This window comes from Palleronia sp., assembly GCF_042089775.1.
Lineage (GTDB): Bacteria > Pseudomonadota > Alphaproteobacteria > Rhodobacterales > Rhodobacteraceae > Palleronia.
Map to the genome: position 1 here is coordinate 1 of NZ_JBELKF010000017.1, position 20977 is coordinate 20977.

The 20977-nt window shown below is 68.2% G+C and carries 21 protein-coding genes; 10 read left to right on the forward strand and 11 right to left on the reverse strand.

The window, feature by feature from the left end; genetic code table 11:
* The 3 genes from ACFDS3_RS06545 to ACFDS3_RS06555 form a co-directional block, all read right to left on the reverse strand.
* On the reverse strand, positions 1–798 hold a 798-nt coding region (locus ACFDS3_RS06545), incomplete at its 3' end, for an amidohydrolase family protein (RefSeq protein ID WP_375261543.1).
* Between the two features lie 4 nt (positions 799–802).
* Complete coding sequence (locus tag ACFDS3_RS06550; protein WP_375261544.1) at positions 803–1597, reverse strand: inositol monophosphatase family protein; 795 nt, start codon at positions 1595–1597, stop codon at positions 803–805.
* A 40-nt stretch (positions 1598–1637) separates the two neighbouring features.
* A complete protein-coding gene (locus tag ACFDS3_RS06555) occupies positions 1638–2000 on the reverse strand; it encodes a helix-turn-helix domain-containing protein (RefSeq protein WP_375261545.1) in 363 nt (120 codons plus the stop codon).
* Positions 2001–2191: 191 nt separating this feature from the next.
* Here ACFDS3_RS06555 and ACFDS3_RS06560 point away from each other — a divergent pair, with 191 nt between their 5' ends.
* Complete coding sequence (locus ACFDS3_RS06560) at positions 2192–3154, forward strand: NADPH:quinone oxidoreductase family protein (protein WP_375261546.1); 963 nt, start codon at positions 2192–2194, stop codon at positions 3152–3154.
* Between the two features lie 3 nt (positions 3155–3157).
* On the opposite strand, the gene ACFDS3_RS06565 is transcribed toward ACFDS3_RS06560, so the two are convergent.
* On the reverse strand, positions 3158–4048 hold the full coding sequence (locus ACFDS3_RS06565; RefSeq protein WP_375261547.1) for a LysR family transcriptional regulator: 891 nt from the start codon (positions 4046–4048) through the stop codon (positions 3158–3160).
* A gap of 118 nt (positions 4049–4166) precedes the next feature.
* On the opposite strand from ACFDS3_RS06565, the gene ACFDS3_RS06570 reads away from it, so the two are divergent.
* The 3 genes from ACFDS3_RS06570 to ACFDS3_RS06580 all read left to right on the forward strand — a co-directional run bounded on the left by ACFDS3_RS06570 (position 4167) and on the right by ACFDS3_RS06580 (position 6465).
* Complete coding sequence (locus ACFDS3_RS06570; RefSeq protein WP_375261548.1) at positions 4167–4379, forward strand: DUF1127 domain-containing protein; 213 nt, start codon at positions 4167–4169, stop codon at positions 4377–4379.
* 107 nt (positions 4380–4486) lie between these two features.
* Positions 4487–5227 carry a Bax inhibitor-1 family protein gene (locus ACFDS3_RS06575; RefSeq protein ID WP_375261549.1) on the forward strand — a complete coding sequence of 247 codons (741 nt, stop codon included), beginning with the start codon at positions 4487–4489 and terminating at the stop codon, positions 5225–5227.
* A gap of 161 nt (positions 5228–5388) precedes the next feature.
* A complete protein-coding gene (locus ACFDS3_RS06580) occupies positions 5389–6465 on the forward strand; it encodes a sensor histidine kinase (RefSeq protein WP_375261550.1) in 1077 nt (358 codons plus the stop codon).
* 13 nt (positions 6466–6478) lie between these two features.
* On the opposite strand, the gene ACFDS3_RS06585 is transcribed toward ACFDS3_RS06580, so the two are convergent.
* Positions 6479–8047, reverse strand: coding sequence for an NAD+ synthase (locus ACFDS3_RS06585; RefSeq protein WP_375261551.1), 1569 nt, complete (start codon positions 8045–8047; stop codon positions 6479–6481).
* 143 nt (positions 8048–8190) lie between these two features.
* Here ACFDS3_RS06585 and ACFDS3_RS06590 point away from each other — a divergent pair, with 143 nt between their 5' ends.
* Complete coding sequence (locus ACFDS3_RS06590; RefSeq protein WP_375261552.1) at positions 8191–9636, forward strand: MORN repeat-containing protein; 1446 nt, start codon at positions 8191–8193, stop codon at positions 9634–9636.
* A 53-nt stretch (positions 9637–9689) separates the two neighbouring features.
* Positions 9690–10682 (forward strand): LLM class flavin-dependent oxidoreductase, encoded by a 993-nt coding sequence (locus ACFDS3_RS06595; RefSeq protein WP_375261553.1) that lies wholly within the window; start codon positions 9690–9692, stop codon positions 10680–10682.
* A gap of 6 nt (positions 10683–10688) precedes the next feature.
* On the opposite strand, the gene ACFDS3_RS06600 is transcribed toward ACFDS3_RS06595, so the two are convergent.
* Positions 10689–11354 carry an SDR family NAD(P)-dependent oxidoreductase gene (locus ACFDS3_RS06600; protein ID WP_375261554.1) on the reverse strand — a complete coding sequence of 222 codons (666 nt, stop codon included), beginning with the start codon at positions 11352–11354 and terminating at the stop codon, positions 10689–10691.
* Positions 11344–12045 (reverse strand): SDR family oxidoreductase, encoded by a 702-nt coding sequence (locus ACFDS3_RS06605; RefSeq protein ID WP_375261555.1) that lies wholly within the window; start codon positions 12043–12045, stop codon positions 11344–11346. The genes ACFDS3_RS06600 and ACFDS3_RS06605 overlap by 11 nt, the downstream gene beginning before the upstream one ends.
* A 94-nt stretch (positions 12046–12139) precedes the next feature.
* On the opposite strand from ACFDS3_RS06605, the gene metG reads away from it, so the two are divergent.
* Complete coding sequence (gene metG, locus ACFDS3_RS06610) at positions 12140–13864, forward strand: methionine--tRNA ligase (RefSeq protein ID WP_375261556.1); 1725 nt, start codon at positions 12140–12142, stop codon at positions 13862–13864.
* Positions 13865–13868: 4 nt separating this feature from the next.
* Positions 13869–14555 carry a ribulose-phosphate 3-epimerase gene (gene rpe / locus ACFDS3_RS06615; RefSeq protein ID WP_375261557.1) on the forward strand — a complete coding sequence of 229 codons (687 nt, stop codon included), beginning with the start codon at positions 13869–13871 and terminating at the stop codon, positions 14553–14555.
* On the opposite strand, the gene ACFDS3_RS06620 is transcribed toward rpe, so the two are convergent.
* Positions 14552–14902: a DUF1428 family protein gene (locus ACFDS3_RS06620; protein ID WP_375261558.1), complete on the reverse strand. Its 351-nt coding sequence runs from the start codon at positions 14900–14902 to the stop codon at positions 14552–14554. The genes rpe and ACFDS3_RS06620 overlap by 4 nt on opposite strands.
* 111 nt (positions 14903–15013) lie before the next feature.
* On the opposite strand from ACFDS3_RS06620, the gene ACFDS3_RS06625 reads away from it, so the two are divergent.
* On the forward strand, positions 15014–15802 hold the full coding sequence (locus ACFDS3_RS06625; RefSeq protein ID WP_375261559.1) for an inositol monophosphatase family protein: 789 nt from the start codon (positions 15014–15016) through the stop codon (positions 15800–15802).
* Positions 15803–15805: 3 nt separating this feature from the next.
* On the opposite strand, the gene ACFDS3_RS06630 is transcribed toward ACFDS3_RS06625, so the two are convergent.
* Genes ACFDS3_RS06630 through putA form a run of 3 tightly spaced genes read right to left on the reverse strand, consistent with a single transcriptional unit; the run spans position 15806 to position 20365 of the window.
* Positions 15806–16162, reverse strand: a complete 357-nt coding sequence (locus ACFDS3_RS06630) for a GFA family protein (protein ID WP_375261560.1) — start codon at positions 16160–16162, stop codon at positions 15806–15808.
* Positions 16163–16164: 2 nt separating this feature from the next.
* Positions 16165–16887, reverse strand: coding sequence for a rhomboid family intramembrane serine protease (locus ACFDS3_RS06635; protein ID WP_375261561.1), 723 nt, complete (start codon positions 16885–16887; stop codon positions 16165–16167).
* A 52-nt stretch (positions 16888–16939) separates the two neighbouring features.
* On the reverse strand, positions 16940–20365 hold the full coding sequence (gene putA / locus ACFDS3_RS06640; RefSeq protein ID WP_375261562.1) for a bifunctional proline dehydrogenase/L-glutamate gamma-semialdehyde dehydrogenase PutA: 3426 nt from the start codon (positions 20363–20365) through the stop codon (positions 16940–16942).
* A 113-nt stretch (positions 20366–20478) separates the two neighbouring features.
* Here putA and ACFDS3_RS06645 point away from each other — a divergent pair, with 113 nt between their 5' ends.
* A complete protein-coding gene (locus ACFDS3_RS06645) occupies positions 20479–20952 on the forward strand; it encodes an Lrp/AsnC family transcriptional regulator (RefSeq protein WP_375261595.1) in 474 nt (157 codons plus the stop codon).
* The last annotated feature ends 25 nt before the right edge of the window (positions 20953–20977 follow it).

A 20977-nucleotide genomic window follows, 5' to 3' on the forward strand; every position in this document is an offset into this window, starting at 1 on the left:
GGCGTGCCATACATCGTCGCCGGTCCAGCCCAGATCCTCGGCATACTGGCCGGGGCGGCAGCCGAACTTTTCGAGCGAGTAGGCCACGTCCTCGTCATTCTCGGCAAGGTGGGTGTGCAGCCGCACGCCCTTGTCGCGGGCGAGGATCGCGGCCTCGCGCATCAGCTCCCGGCTGACAGAAAAGGGCGAGCACGGGGCCACGCCGATCCGCACCATCGCGCCCGCAGCAGGATCATGGAACGCGTCGATCACGCGGATCGTGTCGTCGAGGATCGAGGATTCGCGTTCGACCAGGCTATCTGGCGGCAACCCGCCGTCGCTTTCGCCGATGGACATGGCCCCGCGCGTCGCGTGAAAGCGCAGGCCGATCTGGCGCGCCGCGTCGATCGTGTCGTCCAGCCGCGCGCCGTTCGGGAAGAGATAGAGGTGGTCCGAGCTCGTCGTGCAGCCCGACAGCGCAAGCTCGGCCAGCCCCGTCAGCGCCGAAACGCGGATGTGGTCCGGCCCCATCCGCGCCCAGATCGGGTAGAGGGTCCTGAGCCAGCCGAACAGCGCGGCGTCCTGTGCTGCGGGCACCGCGCGCGTCATCGTCTGGAACAGGTGGTGGTGCGTGTTCACGAGGCCGGGCGTCACGAGGCAGCCGGTCGCATCCACGATCTCGGCCCCCTCCGCCGGCAGCGCCTGCCCGATCCGCACCACGCAGCCGTCCCGCAGGCGGATGTCGGCGCGGGCATGTTCGCTCGCCGCGTCGTCCATCGTCAGCACGAGGTCGGCGCCCCGGATCAGCGTGTGGGTCATCGTCTCAGCCCTTGAGAAGCTGCATCGCCTCGGTGTGGATCGCCGCGTTCGCGGCGGCGAGCACCCGGCCGCCCTGATGCGCCGGGCCGCCCTGCCAGTCGGTGACAATCCCGCCCGCGGCCTGGATCACGGCCATCGGTCCCTGAATGTCGTGGGCCTGCAAGCCCGCCTCGATCACAAGGTCCACAAGTCCCAGCGCCACGAGGCCGTAGGCATAACAGTCGAGCCCGTAGCGCGTCAGCCTCGCGGCGGCCGAGACCCTGCGGAAGGCGGCGCCGTCCTCGGCGGTGCCGACCTCGGGGAAGGTGGTCATGACGAGCGCCTGCGACAGTGGCCGCGGCGCCCGCGTCGCCAGTCGGCGCCGACCGCCCGGAGCGTCGAGCGTGGCGCCGTGGGGGCCACCGAAGAACCGTTCGCGCGTGTGGGGCTGGTCGATCAGGCCAAGGATCGGGCCGTTCTGGTCGGAAACCGCGACCAGCACCCCCCAGGTGGGTGCGCCGGCGATATAGGCCCGCGTGCCGTCGATCGGGTCGAGCACCCATGTCAACCCGCTGGTGCCCGGCTGCGCGCCGAACTCTTCGCCGAGGATGGCGTCGTCGGGACGCAGGTTGGACAGCACCTCGCGCATGGCCCGTTCGGCCGCGCGGTCGCCCTCGGTCACGGGGTCGAAGCCCGCGCCGTCCTTGTTGTCGGTATAGGGATCGGTGCGAAAGTGCCGCAGCGTCTCGGGGCGCGCGGCGTCTGCGGCCGCTTGGGCGGCCGCAGTCAGCTCTTCAATGAGTTCGTTGGAATATGTCACGCCCCATCGGTATCGCGCGGGACGGGAACGTCAACCGGCTTCAGGCGACGTCGGAAAGAACGCGCGCCAGGTCGAACAGGCGGCGACGCTGGGTCTCGGGAATCGCGTAGTACGAGCGGACAAGCTCCATCGCCTCGCGATCGGCCATGATGTCGGGTTGGGACGACACCTCGGTCTCGGCTTCGGTCTGAAGGCCTTCGAAAAAGAAGGCGACGGGAACACCCAGGGCCTCGGCGATGTCCCAAAGCCGGGAGGCACTGATCCGGTTCATGCCGGTTTCGTATTTCTGGATTTGCTGAAACTTGATGCCGACGCGTTCCGCAAGCTGCTGCTGCGTCATGCCCGTCATCCAACGTCGTTGGCGCACGCGCGACCCGACATGGACGTCAACTGGATGCTTCAATGTCTTTTCCCCTTTTGAACGCCGCTTTACTCCCCCCAGTTGAGCGCCCAAACAACCTGCCGTTTCGGGCAAGTGCGGGAATACCCGTGAGTTTGCGACCGCTCAGGTTGCATCTGCGGGGTCGGACTTTCATTTTCCGCAGCTTCCGGGCGTAATGGAACGCGACATGCGCGAGGGAAAGGGGACCACACATGCGGGCATTTCAGGCGATCAGCCACGACTCGCCCCCGATTCTGACCGAGGTTCCCCGCCCAACGCCGCAAAGCGGCGAGATCGAGCTGCGCATCCGCGCCTGCGGCTTGAACTTCGCAGACCTCCTGATGGCAAAGGGCACCTACCAGGACACGCCGCCCCTACCCTTCACGCTGGGCCTGGAACTGGCGGGCGAGGTCGTCGGGATAGGTCCGGAGGTCGAGGGGTTCTCGGTCGGGCAGCGGGTGGCGGTCAACGCGGGTCACGGCGGGCTGGCCGAGTACGGCTGCTTTCCCGCGCAGGTCGCAATGCCGATACCGGACGAGATGCCCTTCACCGACGCCGCGGCCTTCGCCGTCGCCTACGGCACGTCCCACCTGGGCCTGACGCGCCGCGCGCGGTTGCAGCCGGGCCAGCGGCTGGTCGTGCTCGGCGCGGCGGGCGGCGTGGGTCTGACGGCCGTGGAGATCGGTGCGCAACTGGGCGCCGAGGTGGTCGCGGTGGCGCGCGGGCCGGACAAGCTGGCCATCGCGCGCGAGGCCGGGGCGCACCACCTGATCGACAGCGAGACCGAGGACCTGCGCGAGCGGGTGAAGGCCTTGGGCGGCGCGGACGTCGTCGATGACGCAGTCGGCGGCGCGCTGACGGTCGCCGCGATCCGCGCCTGCAAACCCGAGGCGCGAGTGCTGCTGGTGGGCTTTGCCAGCGGCGAGCTGCCCAAGCTGGCGGCGAACCACCTCTTGGTGAAGAATGTCGAGGTCATCGGCTTCTACTGGGGTGCCTACCGCCTTTTCGCCCCCGAGGCGCTGACCGACAGTCTGAAGGAGCTGGTCGGCTGGTACCTCGACGGGCGCTTGACGCCCCATGTCAGCCGCACCTTCCCGCTTGACCAGGCCGAGGAGGCGCTGGAATTCCTGCGGGGCCGGAAGTCGACGGGCAAGGTGGTCGTCACGATGGACTGACGGCTATTCTGCCGCGATGTTCTGGCTCGCGCCCCGCCCGAGCCCGGCGTAGCTGTTGCGCAGCAGTTCGCCCAGCGCGGCCGAAATGTCGGACTGCAGTGCGCCCGAACGGTAGAGGTTGATCTTCTGGTCCGGCAGCGGCGGCAACCCCGCCACCGCGGGAACCGAGGCGACACCCTGGGGCAGCGTGTTGTCGAGGATCACGTAAAGCGCGAGGTCGGCCATCACCGCCGCCTCGGAGGCCCGGTGATCCGAGGCCGAGTCCACCACAGCGACCCAGTCGATCCCCGCTGCGTCCAGCCGTGCCCGCGCGATTGGGCTGAAGATGCAGGTCCGCGTGAAGGCAAAACGCAGCGGCCGCTGGCGCCACGCCACGCCGTTCATCGCCCCCGCCCAGATCAGCGGCAGGACGGCCAGCGTCTCGCCCCCCTCGCCAAGTGTCTCTTCGGTGGTGAGGATCGCGTCGCATTCGCCCCGCGCGAACATCTCGCGCAGGGTGCGCGTGCCGAGCGACAGAAGGTGGACGCGCATCCGCGGGAACCGCTGGGCGAAGGCGGCCAGCACGGGGGGAATCGCCGGGTAGAGAATGTCGTGCGGCACCCCGAGCGTGATCTCGCCCTCATAGACGTCGTCGGTCATCCGCGCGATCGCCTCGTCGTTCAGCGTCAGCATCCGGCGGGCATAGCTGACCAGCTGCTCGCCCGCGGGCGTCAGCGCAACGCTGCGCGTGGTGCGGTCCAGAAGCCGCGTCCCGAGCGATTCCTCGAGGCGTTTCAACTGCATCGAGACCGCCGATTGCGTCAGGTGCAGGTGCCCAGCGGCGCGGGTGACGCCGCCGACATCCGCGACGGCCACGAAAGAGCGCAGGGCGGTCAGATCCAGATTGCGGGGCATATCAGCCTTTGTGATGGGAGAACACAATTCTATTCGTTTCACATCTTAGTCCCGACCGGGCTATCCATCAATCGAAATGATGCCACAGCTCTGTCACATAACAGAAGGACACAGATCGATGACCGCCCTCTCGACCCGCGCCATCCGGGCGCGGCGCCTCGGAATACTGCGCCGGACCAGCCTTCTCGAGTGGTGGGGTTTGTATCGCCAGCGCCGCCAGCTGGGCGAGCTGGACGCGCGCATGCTGAGCGACATCGGCTGCTCGCGCATCGAGGCCGAGGCCGAAGCCGGCCGCCCCGTCTGGGACGCACCCGCACACTGGCGGAAATAAATCTGCAACCCGGAACAACGTCTTGAACGGGGCGCCCTGATTGCCGATATTCATGTCCGAGGACCGGAAGGCTCCGGTCTTGCGGATTTGGTTTGGAGGCAACCACAATGGCAGACTACCAGACGATCCGCGCGGGTGCGGGCACGCGCACCGCGCAGATCGACGAGGGGCTTCGCGCCCATATGAACAAGGTCTACGGCACGATGTCCGTGGGCATGGTCATCACCGCGCTCGCGGCGTGGGCGATCTCGGGCCTCGCTATGACCGAGGATGGGCCGACCCAGCTCGGTGTCGCGCTATACGCGTCGCCGCTGAAGTGGCTGATCATGTTCGCGCCGCTCATCATGGTTTTCGCCTTCGGTGCGGCAATCAACCGCATCTCGGCGGCCGGCGCGCAGCTGTTCTTCTACACCTTCGCCGTTCTGATGGGTCTGTCGCTGAGCTCGATCTTCCTGGTCTACACGGGCGTCTCGATCGCGCAGACGTTCCTGATCACCGCGATCGCCTTCGCCGGCCTGTCGCTGTGGGGATACACCACCAAGAAGGACATCTCGGGCTGGGGATCATTCCTCATCATGGGCGTGATCGGCCTGATCGTCGCGTCCATCGTCAACATCTTCCTCGGCTCGCCGGCCATCGCCTTCGCTATCTCGGCGCTGGGCGTCCTGATCTTCGCCGGCCTGACCGCCTACGACACGCAGCGGATCAAGACCGACTACATCCAGCACGCGCAGTCGATGGACCAGGAGTGGCTGCACAAGTCGGCCATCATGGGGGCGCTGAACCTCTATCTCGACTTCATCAACCTGTTCATGTTCCTTCTGAGCTTCCTCGGCAATCGCGAGTGACCCTCGCCTGAACGGACAATGTTGCGCCCGCCGGAGCCCGCTCCGGCGGGCTTTTTCTTGTTCATTCGCAACGAATTCGGCGCAAGAGACACGTCGCGGGAAACCGATTGTTCAGAACCCGCGCCTAGTGTCGCGGAAAGACGATCGAGGGGGCCCTTATCATGCAGCATGCGCGCGCCTGCGCCCGACCCCAGCCGGTTGCGGTGCAGCTGGACGATCTGGGGGTTCCCGCGGTCATCCTGACGCGCGCAGAGGACGGCATGTTCTCCTTCTCGCATATGAACGCCCCGTTCCGCGCGGTCCTGGCCGAGGCCAGCATGGACGGCGCCTCGTCCTTGCCCCCGCCCCTTGCCCGTCGGCTGACGGCGCAGGCGCATGTCGCGTTGACGACCGGCGGGCCGGTGACACGGGACCTGCGCCTGTCGGCCTCGGGGAAGGACCTGTGGTGGCGCATCACCCTGCGCCCGTTCGCGCCGGACCGCCTGATCGGGACGGCCGTGAACGTGGCCGACCTGAAGGTCCTTTCCTTCCGTCAATCCGAAGAGATCGCGCGTCAGACCGAGACCATCTCGCTCACCCGGTCGATGGCCGGCCTCACGATCCACGACATCCGCGCGCCGCTGGCCAATCTGGTGTCGCTGTCGGACATGATGCTGGACGAGTTGCAGGACCATGACGACAGCCGCGAACTGGCGGAAACCTGCGCTGCCGTGGCCCGCAGTGCGCTGCAATCGGTCGACACGCTGATGGAGCGGCTCTCGACCGCCGATCCCCTTGTCCCGCGGATCGAGGTGGTGCCGTTCGGCGACCTCTGCCGCGATGTCGCCGCCCTCGTCGACCCGTCCCACCGGCTCGAGATCGTGTTCCCCGAGGCGCTGGTCGAGGCTGACGCCGCGATCCTCCTGGTCGGGCTGCGCAACCTTCTCGACAATGCGGTGCGCTACGCCGACCGGGTGGTCGAGGTGTTCCTTGATACCGGCCCTGGCGACGCCTGCCTGTCCTTCGTGGTCGCCGACGACGGACCGGGCTTCGGCAAGGGCCGGAACCCGCTGTCCCACGACGAGGGGGGCCTTCGCACCGACGGGCGCGGCTATGGTCTTGGGGCGGTCCTGCGGCTCGTGGGCGGCGTGGGCGGAACCGTCACGCCCTTGCCGCCGCGGATCGGTCGCGGCGCCACGGTCCAGATCACCTTGCCCGGCCGCGTGGTCTGCGTCGGCGCCGCCCGCAGTAGCGCGTGACCCAGGCGGGCGGTCACGACGGGTCGCGCCAGCGGTTGACGATCGGATAGCGCCGGTCGGTCCGGAAGGCCCCCGACGTGAGGCGCGGACCGGGCGGGGCTTGCTGGCGCAGGTGCTCGCCCCGATGGATCAGCCGCTCGACCTCACACACCATCTCTCGGTCGTGCCCGCGCGCAACGACATCCCGGATGCTGGCGTCGCGCTCGACAAGCTGCTCGACGATGTCGTCGAGCGCCTTGGTCGGCAGGGAGTCGAGGAGCCGGGGCGGGATCACCTCGCCCGCGGGAGCCTGCATCCACGGGCGGTGATTGGCATTGCGCCAGCGGCAGATCTCGGTCACGCGAGTCTTGTAGAGGTCCTTGAGCGGGGCAAAGCCGCCGTAGGGCGCCCCCTCGCCCACTGCGATGTCGGACTTGCTGACGGCGGACAAAAGCACTTCGCCTGACGTGTCGCACAACGCCATCAGGACAACCGCGCGCAGGCGAGCCGTCGTAGCCCCGCCGCCTGCTTCGGCAGTCGCAAGGGCCTCGTGCATCGCCCCGAGCGCACCGTCGATCCCCACCTCATCCAGATGGCAGCCGAGCAAGCGGCCCAGTTCTGCCGCGGCGTCGCGCGCATCCTGCGGCGTGTCGTTCGACGGCAGCGTCACGCAACGCACATTCGCAGGCCCCAGCGCGTCGGCAGCGATTGCCGCGACGAGAGCGCTGCTCAGCCCGCCCGACAGTTCCAGCAGCACCTTGCTGAAGCCGGACTTCCGCACGTGGTCGCGCAGCGCTTCGACCATGACGCGGTAGTCGGCCTGCCATTCGTCCGGCAGGCTGGCGCACGCGCCCTTTTCCGCGCGCCAGCCGCTCTCGGTCCGCAGGAAATCGACGTGCGCGATGTCTTCGTCGCAGAACGACATCTGCCGGGCGAGCGCGCCGCCGGGGTTCAGCACAAAGCTCGCCCCGTCGAAGACCATCTCGTCCTGACCGCCGACCATGTTGAGACAGGCCAGCGGCAGGCCCGTCTCGACCACGCGCGCGACCATGTGGGACAGCCGGACGTTGTGCGTGCCACGGTGATAGGGCGCCGCGCTCGGGACCAGCAGGATCTCGGCGCCGCTTTCGGCCTGGGCCTCGGCCACGTCCTCGGACCAGGCGTCCTCGCCGATGGGAAAGCCGATCCGCACCGGCCCCACCGCGACGGGGCCTGAAATCGGACCGGCCTCGTAGAGGCGCCGTTCGTCACCCGACACCCGATGCTTCAGCACCCGCGCCGTCACCCGCCCGCCCTGACAGACCCAGTAGGCGTCATGCAGCTGGCCGCCCTCCATCCAGGGCCCGCCGATGGCCAGCGCCGGACCGTCGGCGCAGTCTGCCGCGAGACGTTCCACCGCCTCCATCGCCGCCGCACGAAACCCCGGCTTCAACGCCAGGTCCTGAACCGGGTGGCCCGTCACGAACATCTCGGGCAGCGCCAAAAGGTTGGCGCCCGCCGCGCGCCCGGCCTCCCACGCGGCGCGGGCCTTGGCGGCGTTGCCCCGGAGGTCACCCACCACGGGGTTCAGTTGCGCGAGCGTAAAGCGGAAGCGGTCGGTCATGCGTCTCTCCGGTGCTGGGCGCGACGTAACGGGCGGCGCGGCGGGGGAAAGGGCGCGGCGGCGAAAAGCGTTGCGACCCGAGGGGCAGGCGGCTAATTTCCCACGGAAACGGACGATTGCGCGCATTTCTTGGGAGGGACCCCATGCGACACGGGCTGATCGGCTTGATGATCCTGGCCGCGACCCCTGCCCTTTCGCAGGACGGCGAGATCGTGACCAAGCAGTACGAGGATGGCGGCGTCTACGAAGGTACGTTCGAAAACGGCCGCCAGCACGGTCAGGGCACCTATCGGCTGCCGAACGGCTATGAATACTCGGGCGAGTGGGTCGAGGGCGAGATCCGCGGCCAGGGCGTCGCGCACTTCCCCGATGAATCGATCTATGAGGGCGAGTTCCTGTCCGGCAAGCCCCACGGGCAGGGCCGGATCACCTTCGCCGACGGCTCGACCTACGAGGGCGACTGGCTGGCTGGCGTGATCGAGGGCGAGGGCGTCGCGACCTATCCCGACGGCAGCCGCTACGAGGGCAGCTTCCGCAACGCCCAGCGCCACGGCCAAGGCACCCTGACGACTGAAAGCGGCTATACTTACGAGGGCGAGTGGGTCTACGGCGAGAAAGCCGGGCAAGGCACGATCACCTATGTGGACGGCTCGGTCTATACCGGGAGGCTGGCGGACGGGCGGCGCGACGGGCAAGGGCGGCTCGAGACGTCCGAGGGGCTGGTTTATGAAGGCGAGTGGGATCAGGGCGAGATCACCGGCGAAGGCACGCTGACGCTGGCGAACGGCGACGTCTATACCGGCGATTTCGTCGCCGGCCTGCGTCAGGGCACGGGCCGCGTCGATTACGCCAACGGCGACACCTACGAGGGCGACTTCAACAACGACCTGCGCGAGGGCACGGGCACGTTCGCCCGCGCGAGCGGCTACAGCTATACCGGCGACTGGGTCGCGGGCCGGATCGAGGGCCAGGGGACGGCGACCTATCCCGACGGCTCGATCTATACCGGCCAGTTCCGCAACGACCTGCCCGAGGGGCAAGGCACCATTACCTATCCCGACGGCACCATCTACGACGGCGCCTGGGAAGGCGGCGTGATCCAGGGCGAAGGCACCGCGACCTATCCGAACGGCGCAGTCTACGAGGGCGAGTTCGCCGATGCCGCCCGCTCGGGGCGCGGGGTGCTGACGCTGCCCGACGGCACGATCTACGAGGGCCAGTTCGAGAACGGGATGCGCCAGGGCGAAGGCACCACCACCTACCCCGACGGCACCGTCTACCAGGGCGAGTACGCGGAGGATCAGCGCGACGGCCAGGGCCGCATCACCTTCCCCGACGGCACGGTCTATGAGGGCGAGTTCACCGACGGCGAGATCCAGGGCGAAGGCGTGGCGACCTATTCGGGCGGCGACGTCTATCGCGGCGCGTTCGTCGACGGCCAGCGCCAGGGCGAAGGCACCCTGACCTATGCCTCGGGCGAGGAAGAGTCGGGCACCTGGGTCTCGGGCGCGCTGACAGCGCGGGCCGAGCCCGCCGCCGAGGTCGAGGCCGAACCGGCGGCCGACGTCGACCCGAGCGAGGACGGCTGACCCCTTTCGACCGCCCTGCCCCTGCCCCATATGTCGGGAAAAGGAGCAGTCTCATGCGTTATTCCCTACTCGACCTGTCGCCCGTTGCCGAAGGCTCCGATGCGCGCGAGGCCATCGCGAACACCGTCGACCTTGCCCGCCATGCCGAAGCCTTGGGCTACCACCGCTTTTGGCTGGCCGAGCATCACAACATGCCCGGCATCGCCTCGGCCGCAACCTCGGTTCTGATTGGCCACGTCGCGGGCGCCACCAAGACCATGCGCGTCGGCGCGGGCGGCATCATGTTGGGCAACCACGCGCCGCTGGCCATCGCCGAGCAGTTCGGCACGCTGGAGACGATGTATTCCGGCCGGATCGACCTTGGCCTTGGCCGCGCGCCGGGCGGCGACATGAACGTGATGCGCGCGCTCTACCGCCCCGGCCGCGACGACTTCCCCAAGGACGTCGCCCTGCTCCAGCAGTTATTCAGCCCCGCGCAGCCCGGCGACCCGATCATCGCCGTGCCGGGCGAAGGAACGAACGTGCCGCTCTATATCCTGGGATCGTCGCTTTTCGGCGCCGGGTTCGCCGCGCAGAACGGCCTGCCTTACGCCTTCGCATCGCACTTCGCCCCCGACGCGATGGAGGACGCCCTGCGCCTCTACCGCGAAAGCTATCAGCCGTCCGAGGCGCACCCCAACCCCTACGCGATGATCGCGATCAACGTCTTCGCCGCCGACACGCGCGAGCAGGCGGTACGGATGCGGACGTCGATGCAGCAGGCCTTCGCCCGGCTGCGCACCGGCCAGCCGGGCAAGCTGCCCGCCCCGGTCGATGACATCGAGGCCGCGATCGGCACTCAAATGACGCAGGCCGTCGACCACGCGCTGCGCATCACCGCCACCGGCACGAAGTCCGAGGTCGCCGACCAGATCGCGGCAATCCTCGAACGGCACCGACCCGACGAGGTGATTCTGACCGGCAACATCCACGGCCATGCCGACCGGATGCGCAGCTTCGAGATCGCGGCCGAGGCGATGCAGGAACAATCGGCGCTGGCCGCCTGAGCCGCGCTACCAGGGGATGCTGCGCCCCGCATAGTCGAAGAAGCCGCCCGATTGCGCCGGCGTCAGCCCTTCGATCACGTCGATCAGGCTGGCGGCGGCGTCTTTGGGGCCGACCTTGTTGCGGTCGTAGCCTTCGGTGAAGTCGGTCGCGACGGTCCCGGGGTGCAGGCAGGCGACGATGGCCTGCCGGTGGGTCCGCGCCAGTTCGACCGCCGCGCCATGCAGCAGGCTGTTCAGCGCCGCCTTCGACGTCCGATAGGAATACCATCCGCCCAGCCCGTTATCCCCGATCGACCCCACCCGCGCCGACAGGGCGGCAAAGACGAACCGCTCGCGGCGCGGGATGTGCGGCTTGAGGTGCTTGAGTACCAGCGCCGGCCCCAGCGCGTTCAACCGGACCTGCGCGATCAGCTCCTCCGCACCCAGCTCCGCCAGCGACTTCTCTGGCGCCGCGCGGGTCGAGGTCAGCGCCCCGGTCGCCACGAACACAAGGTCGAACGAGTGGTCCAGCGCCCCGATCGCCTCCGCGACGCACGCCTCGTCCGTCAGGTCCAAGCCGTCCGCACGTCGCGACAGCCGCGTGACCCCGGCGCCCCGCTTGGTCAACTCGTCCGCCACCGCCGCCCCGACGCCGCCGGACGCGCCGATCACCAGCGCGCGGCTATTCGGCATAGATCATCTTGCGCGTCATCCCGCCGTCGATGGTCAGGATCTGGCCGGTGGTGAACTCGGCCCCGGAAAGATACTCCACCGCCTTCGCGATGTCCGAGGGCTTGCCCGCCCGGCCCGCAGGATGCTGCTCGTGATCCACGTCCCGCAAGCTGGCGAAGTCTCCCGTCACGATCCAGCCGGGCGCGATGCCATTCACCCGGACCGCCGGCCCCAGCGACACCGCAAGCGCGTGGGTCAGCGCCACCAGCCCGCCCTTCGTCGCGGCATAGGCCTCGGTATTCGGCTCGGACATGAAGGCGCGGGTCGAGGACATCAGGATCATCGACCCGTTCGACGCCCGCAGCAGCGGCACCGTGTGCTTGGCCATCAGGAAGCTGCCTGTCAGGTTCGTCCCGATCCACGCGTTCCAATCCTCGAGCGCCAGATCCTCGACCGGACCGCTTTCCGGGTTTGCGATACCGGCGTTCGACACCAGCAGGTCGAGCCGCTCCAGCCCCTCGACCGCAGCCTGAACGGAGGCCTCGTCCGAGACGTCCGCCTCGACGCGCGACAGACGTTCGTGATCGGGAAGATCGGCGAGGCTGCTGGCGTCGCGATCCAGCGCGTGGACGGCCCAGCCAAGGTCCAGCAGGTGGGCTGTGATCCCCCTGCCGATCCCGTTGGCGCCGCCTGTGACGAGTGCATGTTTCATGGCTCAGCAGCTATGCCGCGCCCCGCCCCGGTCAAACGCTGGATATCGTCGCACCTTGGGGCTAAACGGGCGCGACACCTGAAACGAGGCCCCCATGTCCCGCGTCCTGATCACCTCGGCGATCCCCTATATCAACGGCATCAAGCACCTCGGGAACCTCGTCGGCTCGATGCTGCCCGCGGACCTCTATGCCCGCTACCGGCGCGGGCGCGGCGACGAGGTGCTGTTCCTCTGCGCCACCGATGAGCACGGCACCCCCGCCGAGATTGCCGCGCAGAAGGCCGGCAAGCCGGTCGCCGAATATTGCGCCGAGATGTGGCAGACCCAGAAGGACCTGAGCGACGGGTTCCTCTTGTCCTTCGACAAGTTCGGCCGCTCCTCCAGCGCGCAGAACCGCCAGCTGACCCAGCACTTCGCCGCCAAGCTTTACGAGGCCGGCCTGATCGAGGAGCGGACCGAAACGCAGGTCTACTCCAACGCCGACGGCCGCTTCCTGCCCGACCGCTATATCGAGGGCACCTGCCCGAACTGCGGCTACGACAAGGCGCGCGGCGACCAGTGCGAGAACTGCACCAAGCAGCTTGACCCGGTCGACCTGATCGAGCCGCGCTCGGCCATCTCGGGCTCGACCGACCTCGAGGTGCGCGAGACCAAGCACCTGTACCTGCTGCAATCCAAGATGCGCGACGACCTGCGCAACTGGATCGACACACGGGAAGACTGGCCGATCCTGACGACCTCGATCGCCAAGAAGTGGCTCGACGATGGCGACGGGTTGCAGGACCGCGGCATCACCCGCGACCTCGACTGGGGCGTGCCGGTCAAGAAGGGCGACGCGGAATGGCCGGGCATGGAAGGCAAGGTCTTCTACGTCTGGTTCGACGCGCCCATCGAATACATCGCCTGCGCCAAGGAATGGACCGACGCCAACGGCTTGGGCGACGCCGACTGGCAGCGCTGGTGGCGCACCGAGCATGGCGCCGACGACGTGCGCTATGTCCAGTTCATGGGCAAGGACAACGTGCCGTTCCACACCCTCTCCTTCCCCGTGACGATCATGGGTGCCAACAGCACGGGCGAGGACTGGAAGCTCGTCGACTACATCAAGTCGTTCAACTACCTGAACTATGATGGCGGCCAGTTCTCGACCTCGCAGGGCCGCGGCGTGTTCATGGACCAGGCGCTGTCGATCCTGCCGGCCGACTACTGGCGCTGGTACCTGCTGCGCAACGCCCCCGAAAACGGCGACTCCGAATTCACGTGGGAGACATTCCAAGCCGCATCCAACCGCGACCTCGCGGACGTGCTGGGCAACTTCGTCAGCCGCGTGACCAAGTTCTGCCGCTCGAAATTCGACGAGACTGTCCCCGAAGGCGGCACCTACGGCCCCGAGGAAGAGGCGGTGATCGCCGACCTGACCACGCGCGTGGCCGAATACACGCGCCTCATGGACGCGATCGAGATCCGGAAAGCGGCGGCCGAGCTGCGCGCGATCTGGGTCGTGGGCAACGAGTACCTGCAACGCACCGCCCCATGGTCCGCCTTCAAGGAAGACCCGGACCGCGCCGCCGCGATCATCCGCCTGTCGCTGAACCTGATCCGCCTCTACGGCATCCTGTCGCAGCCCTTCATCCCCGACGCGGCCGACGCGATGCTGAAGGCGATGCGCACCGACGCGGCCTGGCCCAACGACGTGGAACAGGCGCTCGCCGCCCTGCCCGCCGGTCACGCGTTCGACGTGCCCGAGAACCTCTTTGCCAAGATCACCGACGACCAGCGCGAGGATTGGGCCTCGCGCTTCTCCGGCACAAGGACCTGACACCATGAGCATCAAGATCGCCCCCTCGATCCTCTCTGCCGACTTCGCCGATTTCGGGCGCGAAATCCGCGCCGTCGAGGATGCCGGCGCCGACTGGGTCCACGTCGACGTGATGGACAACCACTTCGTCCCGAACCTGACCTTCGGACCCCCGGCGGTGAAGGCGTTCCGCCCCCATGTGAAGACGCTGATGGACGTCCACCTGATGATCGCGCCGGTGGACCCCTCGATCCCGGCCTATGCCGAGGCCGGCGCCGACCGCCTGACCGCCCATGTCGAAGCCGGCCCCCATATCCACCGCACCCTGCAGGCGATCCGCGACGCGGGGATGCGGGCGGGCGTCGCCCTGAACCCCGGCACCCCGGCCGAGGCGGTCGAAAACCTGCTGGATCTGGTGGACCTCGTGCTGGTGATGACGGTCAACCCGGGCTTCGGCGGACAGAGCTTCATTCACATGACCACCAAGATCGCCCGCATCCGCGCGATGATCGCAGACCGCCCGATCCACATTCAGGTCGACGGCGGCATCACGACCGAAACTGCGCCGCGCGTGGCGCGGGCCGGGGCGGACGTGCTGGTCGCGGGCTCGGCGGTATTCAAGGGCGGTTCGGTCGCCGCCCCGCAGGCCTATCACGACAACATCGCCGCCATCCGCCGGGCGGCCGCGGCCACGCAAAGCGGCATGGCCTAGGTCTTGGCAATGGGGCCGAACTGGCCCCAGAGCAGCTTTTTCCCGTCGCCTTCCATGAACGGAATGCAGGACCACTTGGGATCATTGCCCATGATCTCCATGCACTTTTCGGCCGTTTCGGCATCCGGCCAGATGACGTAGCCGAACACGACGGCCTCGTCCTCGGTCTTCCCCAGCGCTGCGGGAAACGAGGTGAAGCTACCGTTCGGCGTGTCCGCCTCCCACGCGTCGTGAACCGTTATGGCCCCGGCATCGTAGAACTGCTGCGCGGCGTCCTTTGCAGCGGCCTCGAATCCGCTGCGGCGGCTTCGGGGGATCGCGGCGTGGTATGTCCAGATGTGCTGCACCGTCGGTCTTCCTTCGGCAAAAAGGTCTGCCACGTGATACATACGACAAGCGGTTGGCATTTGTTCCTGCGGGGCCTATAGCGCGGGACTGATCACGGAAGGCGGACGACGATGCAGGGCAGCGCCAATCTTACAATCATGGTCAAGGCCGCGCGCGCCGCGGCCCGTCAACTCGTGCGGGACTTCCGCGAGGTCGAGAACCTGCAGGTTTCCGTCAAGGGCACGGGCGACTTCGTCAGCCGCGCCGACACCGCCGCCGAAGAGACGATCCGCAACATCCTGACGACCGAGCGGCCGAACTACGGCTGGGTCGGCGAGGAAAGCAAGCCGGTCGAGGGCAAGGACCCGACCCGCCGCTGGATCGTCGACCCGCTCGACGGCACGACGAACTTCCTGCACGGCCTGCCCCACTGGGCGATCTCGATCGCGCTCGAGCACAAGGGCGAGATCGTGTCGGCCGTCATCTACGACCCCGCCAAGGACGAGATGTTCTGGGCCGAGCGTGGCGCAGGCGCCTTCATGAACGACCAGCGCCTGCGCGTCTCGGGCCGCACGCGGATGATCGAAAGCCTCTTCGCCACCGGCCTGCCCTGGGGATCGAAGCCCGAACTGCCGCTGAAGCTTCGGGATCTCGGCCGCATCCTGCCCGCGACCTCGGGCGTGCGCCGCTTCGGGGTGGCGAGCCTCGACCTGGCTTACGTCGCCGCCGGCCGCTACGACGGCTACTGGGAGCGCGGGATCGAGCCCTGGGACGTCGCCGCCGGCCTCTTGATCGTGCGCGAAGCCGGCGGTTTCGCCGAGGCGCTGGCGGGCGAGGATGTCTTTACCTCGCGCACCGTGATCGCCGGCAACGCCAATGTCTTCGAGGCCTTCGCCAGGGAGCTGCGCGCGAACGCCTGACGCTCAGGCGTCGCTGGGGTGGTTGCGGCCGTCGGTCATCGGGATCGGCTCCAGCGCGCGCAGATCAACGCCTTCGATGCAGCCCACGTTGATCCCGAACTCGCCGGGGTCCGACCGCCGCCTGTGGTGCGTGTAGATCCCGCAGATCCGGCAGAACCAGTGCTCGGCCGTCTTCGTGCCCCACTGGTAGAGCGACAGCGCCTCGGTCCCCCGCACCACCCGCACATCCTCGGCCCGGGCCGACACGTTCGCCCCCTGCCGCCGCGCGCAGAACGAACAGTCGCAGCGTCGCGCCGCGTCAAGCCCCTCGCTGAGCACCGCCTCAAGCTGCACCGCGCCGCAATGGCATGTCGCCCGCACCTTCATCGCCTGTGCCCCGCCCGCGGGATGGGGGACCGTCGCCAGCGATATTCGGCCTCGGGGTATGGCGGCAGGCCGTGGTGGCGGTTCCAGAAGACCGGCCCGCCGAGGCGCAGGAACACCGGCAGCGTCAGGACCAGCCCCGTGATGAACCCCGCCGCGTGCGCCCAATACGCGACGCCGCCCATATCTGCCGGCATCGCCGCCCCCGACGCGACCTGGATCGCGAACCAGAGGCCCAGCACGATCCAGGCAGGCACCGGAAAGATGCGGAAGAAGATGATGAAGATCAGCAGCACGTCGACCCGCGCCCGTGGAAACAGCAGCAGGTAGCCCCCCATCACCCCCGCGATGGCCCCCGACGCGCCGATCATTGGCACGACGGACACGGGATCGGCCAGCGTCTGCCCAACCCCGGCTGCCACTCCGCAGAGCAGGTAGAAGCCGAGGAACATGACGTGCCCCATCCGATCCTCCAAGTTGTCGCCGAAGATCCACAGGAACAGCATGTTGCCCCCGAGGTGCAGCAACCCGCCGTGCAGGAATTGCGAGGTCACGTAGGTCGCGGGATAGGACAATGCCGGGATCACCGCCCAGTCCGTCAGGAATTGCGGGCTGTTCAGGTAGGGCACCGACGCGAAGTAGAGGACCACGTTCGCCACGAGCAGCGCATAGACCACGAAGGGGGTCCGGCGGCTGGGGTTGTGGTCGCGGATCGGGAACATGCGGCAGAGGTGGACCGCGCGCCCCGCCAATCAAGCAGGGCGCGCGGGGATGTCATTCGACGCCTGGCACCTTCGGCCCGGTCGACGGCGCCTCGCCCTTCGCGCGGGGGTCGTTCGCGGCGACTTCGGCCAGAAGCTGGGCGTTGCCGCCCGAGGCGGTTGTGTCGATGCACAGGTGCCGCTCGTGGAACACGTCGCCCACGATGGGCTGGCCCATCTGCAGGGCAATCAGCGGCCCCTCGCGACGCGCGAGCTGGCGGGCGATGTCGCGCCCGGTCTCGTCGTCGCCCCACCACAGGACCGACCCGAAGGCCGGCTCGGACGAGAGGCCACGGTCGAAGTCGCCACGGCGGGCTTTACCGCCCAGACGCTCGACCGCGGCAATCTGCGCGTCCTTGTCCTCTTCGCTCGGGCCGAGGCACAGGACCTCGGGCCGGGCGCTCAGGTACAGGCGGTTGGACTCGCCCGTGGGCCCCGGCAGGTCGACGGGGCTTTGCGGGGGCTCAGGCGCCACCGGCTTCTGGAACCGCGGCAGGTAGAACGGCCCCCCCGCCTTGGGTCCGGTGCCCGACAGCCCCTCGCCGCCGAAGGGTTGGCTGCCGACGATTGCGCCGATCTGGTTGCGATTGACGTAGAGGTTGCCTGCCTTGATCCGGTCGGTGACGTGCTGCACGCGGTCGTCGATCCTGGTGTGCAGGCCGAAGGTCAGGCCATAGCCCTTCGAGTTGATCGCGTCGATCACCCGGTCGAGGTCGTTCGCCTTGAAGGTCGCCACGTGCAGCACCGGCCCGAAGACTTCCTTCTCGATCTCCTGCATGCCCTTCACCCGGACCAGCGCGGGCGCAAGGAAGTGGCCCTTGCGCGGGGCGTAGCCCTGGTGGATCAGCCGGCCCCGGGCGCGCATCTTTTCGACATAGCCGCCGATTTCCTCGTGGGCGTCGCCGTCGATCAGCGGCCCGCTGTCCGAGGCCAGCATCCACGGTTCGGCCGGGTAGAACGCGTCCATCGCGCCCTTGAGCATCTCGAGGAAACTATCGGCGATGTCCTCCTGCACATAGACGCAGCGACAGGCCGAGCAGCGCTGACCGGCCGACTGGAAGGCCGATTCCATCAGCGCCTGCACCGCCTGTTCGGGCAGCGCGGTCGAATCCACAATCATCGCGTTCAGCCCGCCCGTCTCGGCCACCAGCGGTGCCGCGGGACGCGCGTTCTCGGCCATCGCGCACTTGATGAGCCGCGCCACCTCGGTCGAGCCGGTGAAGGCCGCCCCGTCGAGGCGCGAGTCCGAGGTCAGCTTGGCGCCGATGTCGCCGGCACCCGGCAGAAGCTGCAACGCCTCGCGCGGAACGCCCGCCTCGTGCAGCAGGCGCGCGCCCAGCGCGCCCACCAGCGGCGCCTGCTCGGCCGGCTTGGCCAGCACCGCGTTGCCCGCGGCCAGCGCGGCCGCGATCTGGCCGGTGAAGATCGCCAGCGGGAAGTTCCACGGGCTGATGCAGACGAACCGGCCTACCGGCTCGCTGTCCAGCGTGTCGATCTGCTCGGCATAGTAGTTGAGGAAATCCACCGCCTCGCGCAGCTCGGCCACCGCGTCGGGCAGCGTCTTGCCGGCCTCGCGGGCAAGGACGGCAAAGATCTCGCCGAAGTTCTCTTCATAGAGGTCCGCCGCGCGCATCAGAACGGCCTTGCGCTCTTCCTTCGACGCGGTCCAGGTGCGCGCCGCGGTGAACGCGGTCTCCACGTCGGCCTCGCTGGCAAAGCGGGTCACGCCCACCACGTCCGACGGGTCCGAGGGGTTCACCCGCTCGATCGGATCGTGCGGCTGCGCCTCGCCCGCCAGCAGGGGGGCTGCCTCGAAGCGGTGCGTCCGGAACGCGGCGCGGGCGTTTTCGATCTCTTCGAGGTGTCCGGGATTCGCAAGATCCCACCCGCGCGAGTTCCTGCGCTGGGGCAGGAAGATCTCGGTCCCCGGCGTGACCGGCGCCGAGTAGCCCAGCGCCGCATAGGGGTCTTCGGCCACCTGCTCGGCCGGGACGTCCTCGTCGACGATCTGGTTCACGAAGGACGAGTTCGCGCCGTTCTCCAGGAGCCTCCGCACAAGGTAGGCCAGCAGGTCGCGATGCGCGCCGACGGGGGCGTAGATGCGGCAGCGGATGTTCTCGTCCGCCATCACGATGTCGTAGAGCGACTCGCCCATGCCGTGCAGGCGCTGGAACTCGAACTCGTCGCGGCGGGCGCCCTCGGATTTGACCATGTGCAGCACCGACGCCACCGTGTGGGCGTTATGCGTGGCGAATTGCGGGTAGATCCGGTCGCGGTAGCGCAACAGCTTGCGCGCATTGGCCATGAAGCTCACGTCGGTCGCGGGCTTGCGCGAATAGACCGGAAAGAGCGGCAGCCCCTCCTGCTGGGCCAGCTTGATCTCTGTGTCCCAGTAGGCGCCCTTGACGAGGCGCACCATCAGCTTGCGGTCCAGCCGCTCGGCCGTCTGGGCGATCCAGTCGATGGCGGCGCCCGCGCGGGGACCGTAGGCCTGCACGACGATGCCGAAGCCGTCCCAGCCGACGAGCCGCTCATCCTCGAGCACCCGCTCGATCACCTCGAGCGACAGGGTCAGGCGGTCCTGCTCTTCAGCGTCGACGTTGAAGCCGATCTTCAGCTTCGCCGCCTGCGCGGCGAGGTCGCGCACCACGGGCACCAGTTCTTCGAGCACGCGCTCGCGCTGCGCCACCTCGTAACGGGGATGCAGCGCCGAGAACTTGACCGAGATCCCCGGATTCGTCGCGATGTCGCCCTTGGTGGCGCGCTTCGCCATCTTCTCGATCGCGCCCTCGTAGGACTTGCGGTAGCGCTCGGCGTCGACATAGGTCTGGGCTGCCTCGCCCAGCATGTCGTAGGAATAGGTGTAGCCCTTCGCCTCCATCCTGGCGGCGCGCTCCATGGCCTTGTCCATCGTCTGGCCCAGCACGAACTGGCGGCCCATGACGCGCATCGCCTGGTCGGTGGCGCGGCGGATCACCGGCTCGCCCATGCGCTTGACCGCGCCGCGCAGCGCCCTGAGCGGCCGCGTGTCGCGCTCGTCCAGCACCCGGCCGGTGAACATCAGCGCCCAGGTCGATGCGTTGACCAGCGGAGAGGACGACTTGCCCAGGTGCTCGGACCATTTGCCGGGGGCGATCTTGTCCTCGATCAGGTCGTCGATCGTCACGTCGTCGGGCACGCGCAGCAGCGCTTCGGCGAGGCACATCAGCGCCACGCCCTCTTCGGTGGACAGCCCGTATTCCGCCAGGAACACCTCCATCAGGCCCGGGTCGCCCTCGGTCCTCAGGCGCTTGACCAGCTTCGTGGCCTTCTCGTGGATCACCTCGCGGTCCGAGCTATCGAGGTTGGCCTCGCCGATCAGCGCCTGCAGCACGGCGTCGGGATCGGGATAGGGGTTCATCGGCAGAATGGCCGGGGGCACCATTGTATCGCGGGGCATCAGGACGCTCCTCAACCTTGTTCATCGGCATTACCTAGGGCGATAGTGACGGGATGTCAGACCGTTGGCCCCACGATTCGAGGGCGGATAGACCAAAGATGGGGGTTCGGACAATGCAAATGAAGGGGGACGGCCTGGACCGGTTCGACCACGCCATTCTCGAGATTCTGGGCACCGAGGGTCGGCTCAGCATCACCGATCTCGCCGCGCGTGTCGGCCTGTCGAAAAGCCCGGTGCAGGCGCGGCTGAAGCGGCTCGAGGCCGAGGGCGTGATCACCGGCTACCGCGCCACGATCGACCCGGTGCGGCTGCACCGCGAGCACGTCGTCTTCATCCAGATCAAGCTGACCGAAACGCGCGAGGCCGCGATCGCCGCCTTCAACGAGGCCGTCCGCCGCATCCCCGAGGTGGAACAATGCCACCTGATCGCCGGGCATTTCGACTACCTGCTGAAGGTGCGCACCGCCGACATGGTGCGCTACCGCGAGGTGCTGGCCGCGCGGATCTCGACCCTTCCCCACGTCGCACACACGTCGACCTACGTGGCGATGCAGGCGGTCAAGGACCACGCCTGGGTCGAGGCCTGACGGAACCTTGGCCCCGTCGGCCCGC

Bases quoted from the DNA above. Each gene is read 5' to 3' on its own strand.
- ACFDS3_RS06560 (WP_375261546.1), top strand. From the start codon at position 2,192: ATGCGGGCATTTCAGGCGATCAGCCACGACTCGCCCCCGATTCTGACC.
- ACFDS3_RS06565 (WP_375261547.1), bottom strand. From the start codon at position 4,048: ATGCCCCGCAATCTGGATCTGACCGCCCTGCGCTCTTTCGTGGCCGTC.
- ACFDS3_RS06570 (WP_375261548.1), top strand. From the start codon at position 4,167: ATGACCGCCCTCTCGACCCGCGCCATCCGGGCGCGGCGCCTCGGAATA.
- ACFDS3_RS06575 (WP_375261549.1), top strand. From the start codon at position 4,487: ATGGCAGACTACCAGACGATCCGCGCGGGTGCGGGCACGCGCACCGCG.
- ACFDS3_RS06580 (WP_375261550.1), top strand. From the start codon at position 5,389: ATGCAGCATGCGCGCGCCTGCGCCCGACCCCAGCCGGTTGCGGTGCAG.
- ACFDS3_RS06585 (WP_375261551.1), bottom strand. From the start codon at position 8,047: ATGACCGACCGCTTCCGCTTTACGCTCGCGCAACTGAACCCCGTGGTG.
- ACFDS3_RS06590 (WP_375261552.1), top strand. From the start codon at position 8,191: ATGCGACACGGGCTGATCGGCTTGATGATCCTGGCCGCGACCCCTGCC.
- ACFDS3_RS06595 (WP_375261553.1), top strand. From the start codon at position 9,690: ATGCGTTATTCCCTACTCGACCTGTCGCCCGTTGCCGAAGGCTCCGAT.
- ACFDS3_RS06600 (WP_375261554.1), bottom strand. From the start codon at position 11,354: ATGCCGAATAGCCGCGCGCTGGTGATCGGCGCGTCCGGCGGCGTCGGG.
- ACFDS3_RS06605 (WP_375261555.1), bottom strand. From the start codon at position 12,045: ATGAAACATGCACTCGTCACAGGCGGCGCCAACGGGATCGGCAGGGGG.
- metG (WP_375261556.1), top strand. From the start codon at position 12,140: ATGTCCCGCGTCCTGATCACCTCGGCGATCCCCTATATCAACGGCATC.
- rpe (WP_375261557.1), top strand. From the start codon at position 13,869: ATGAGCATCAAGATCGCCCCCTCGATCCTCTCTGCCGACTTCGCCGAT.
- ACFDS3_RS06625 (WP_375261559.1), top strand. From the start codon at position 15,014: ATGCAGGGCAGCGCCAATCTTACAATCATGGTCAAGGCCGCGCGCGCC.
- ACFDS3_RS06635 (WP_375261561.1), bottom strand. From the start codon at position 16,887: ATGTTCCCGATCCGCGACCACAACCCCAGCCGCCGGACCCCCTTCGTG.
- putA (WP_375261562.1), bottom strand. From the start codon at position 20,365: ATGCCCCGCGATACAATGGTGCCCCCGGCCATTCTGCCGATGAACCCC.
- ACFDS3_RS06645 (WP_375261595.1), top strand. From the start codon at position 20,479: ATGCAAATGAAGGGGGACGGCCTGGACCGGTTCGACCACGCCATTCTC.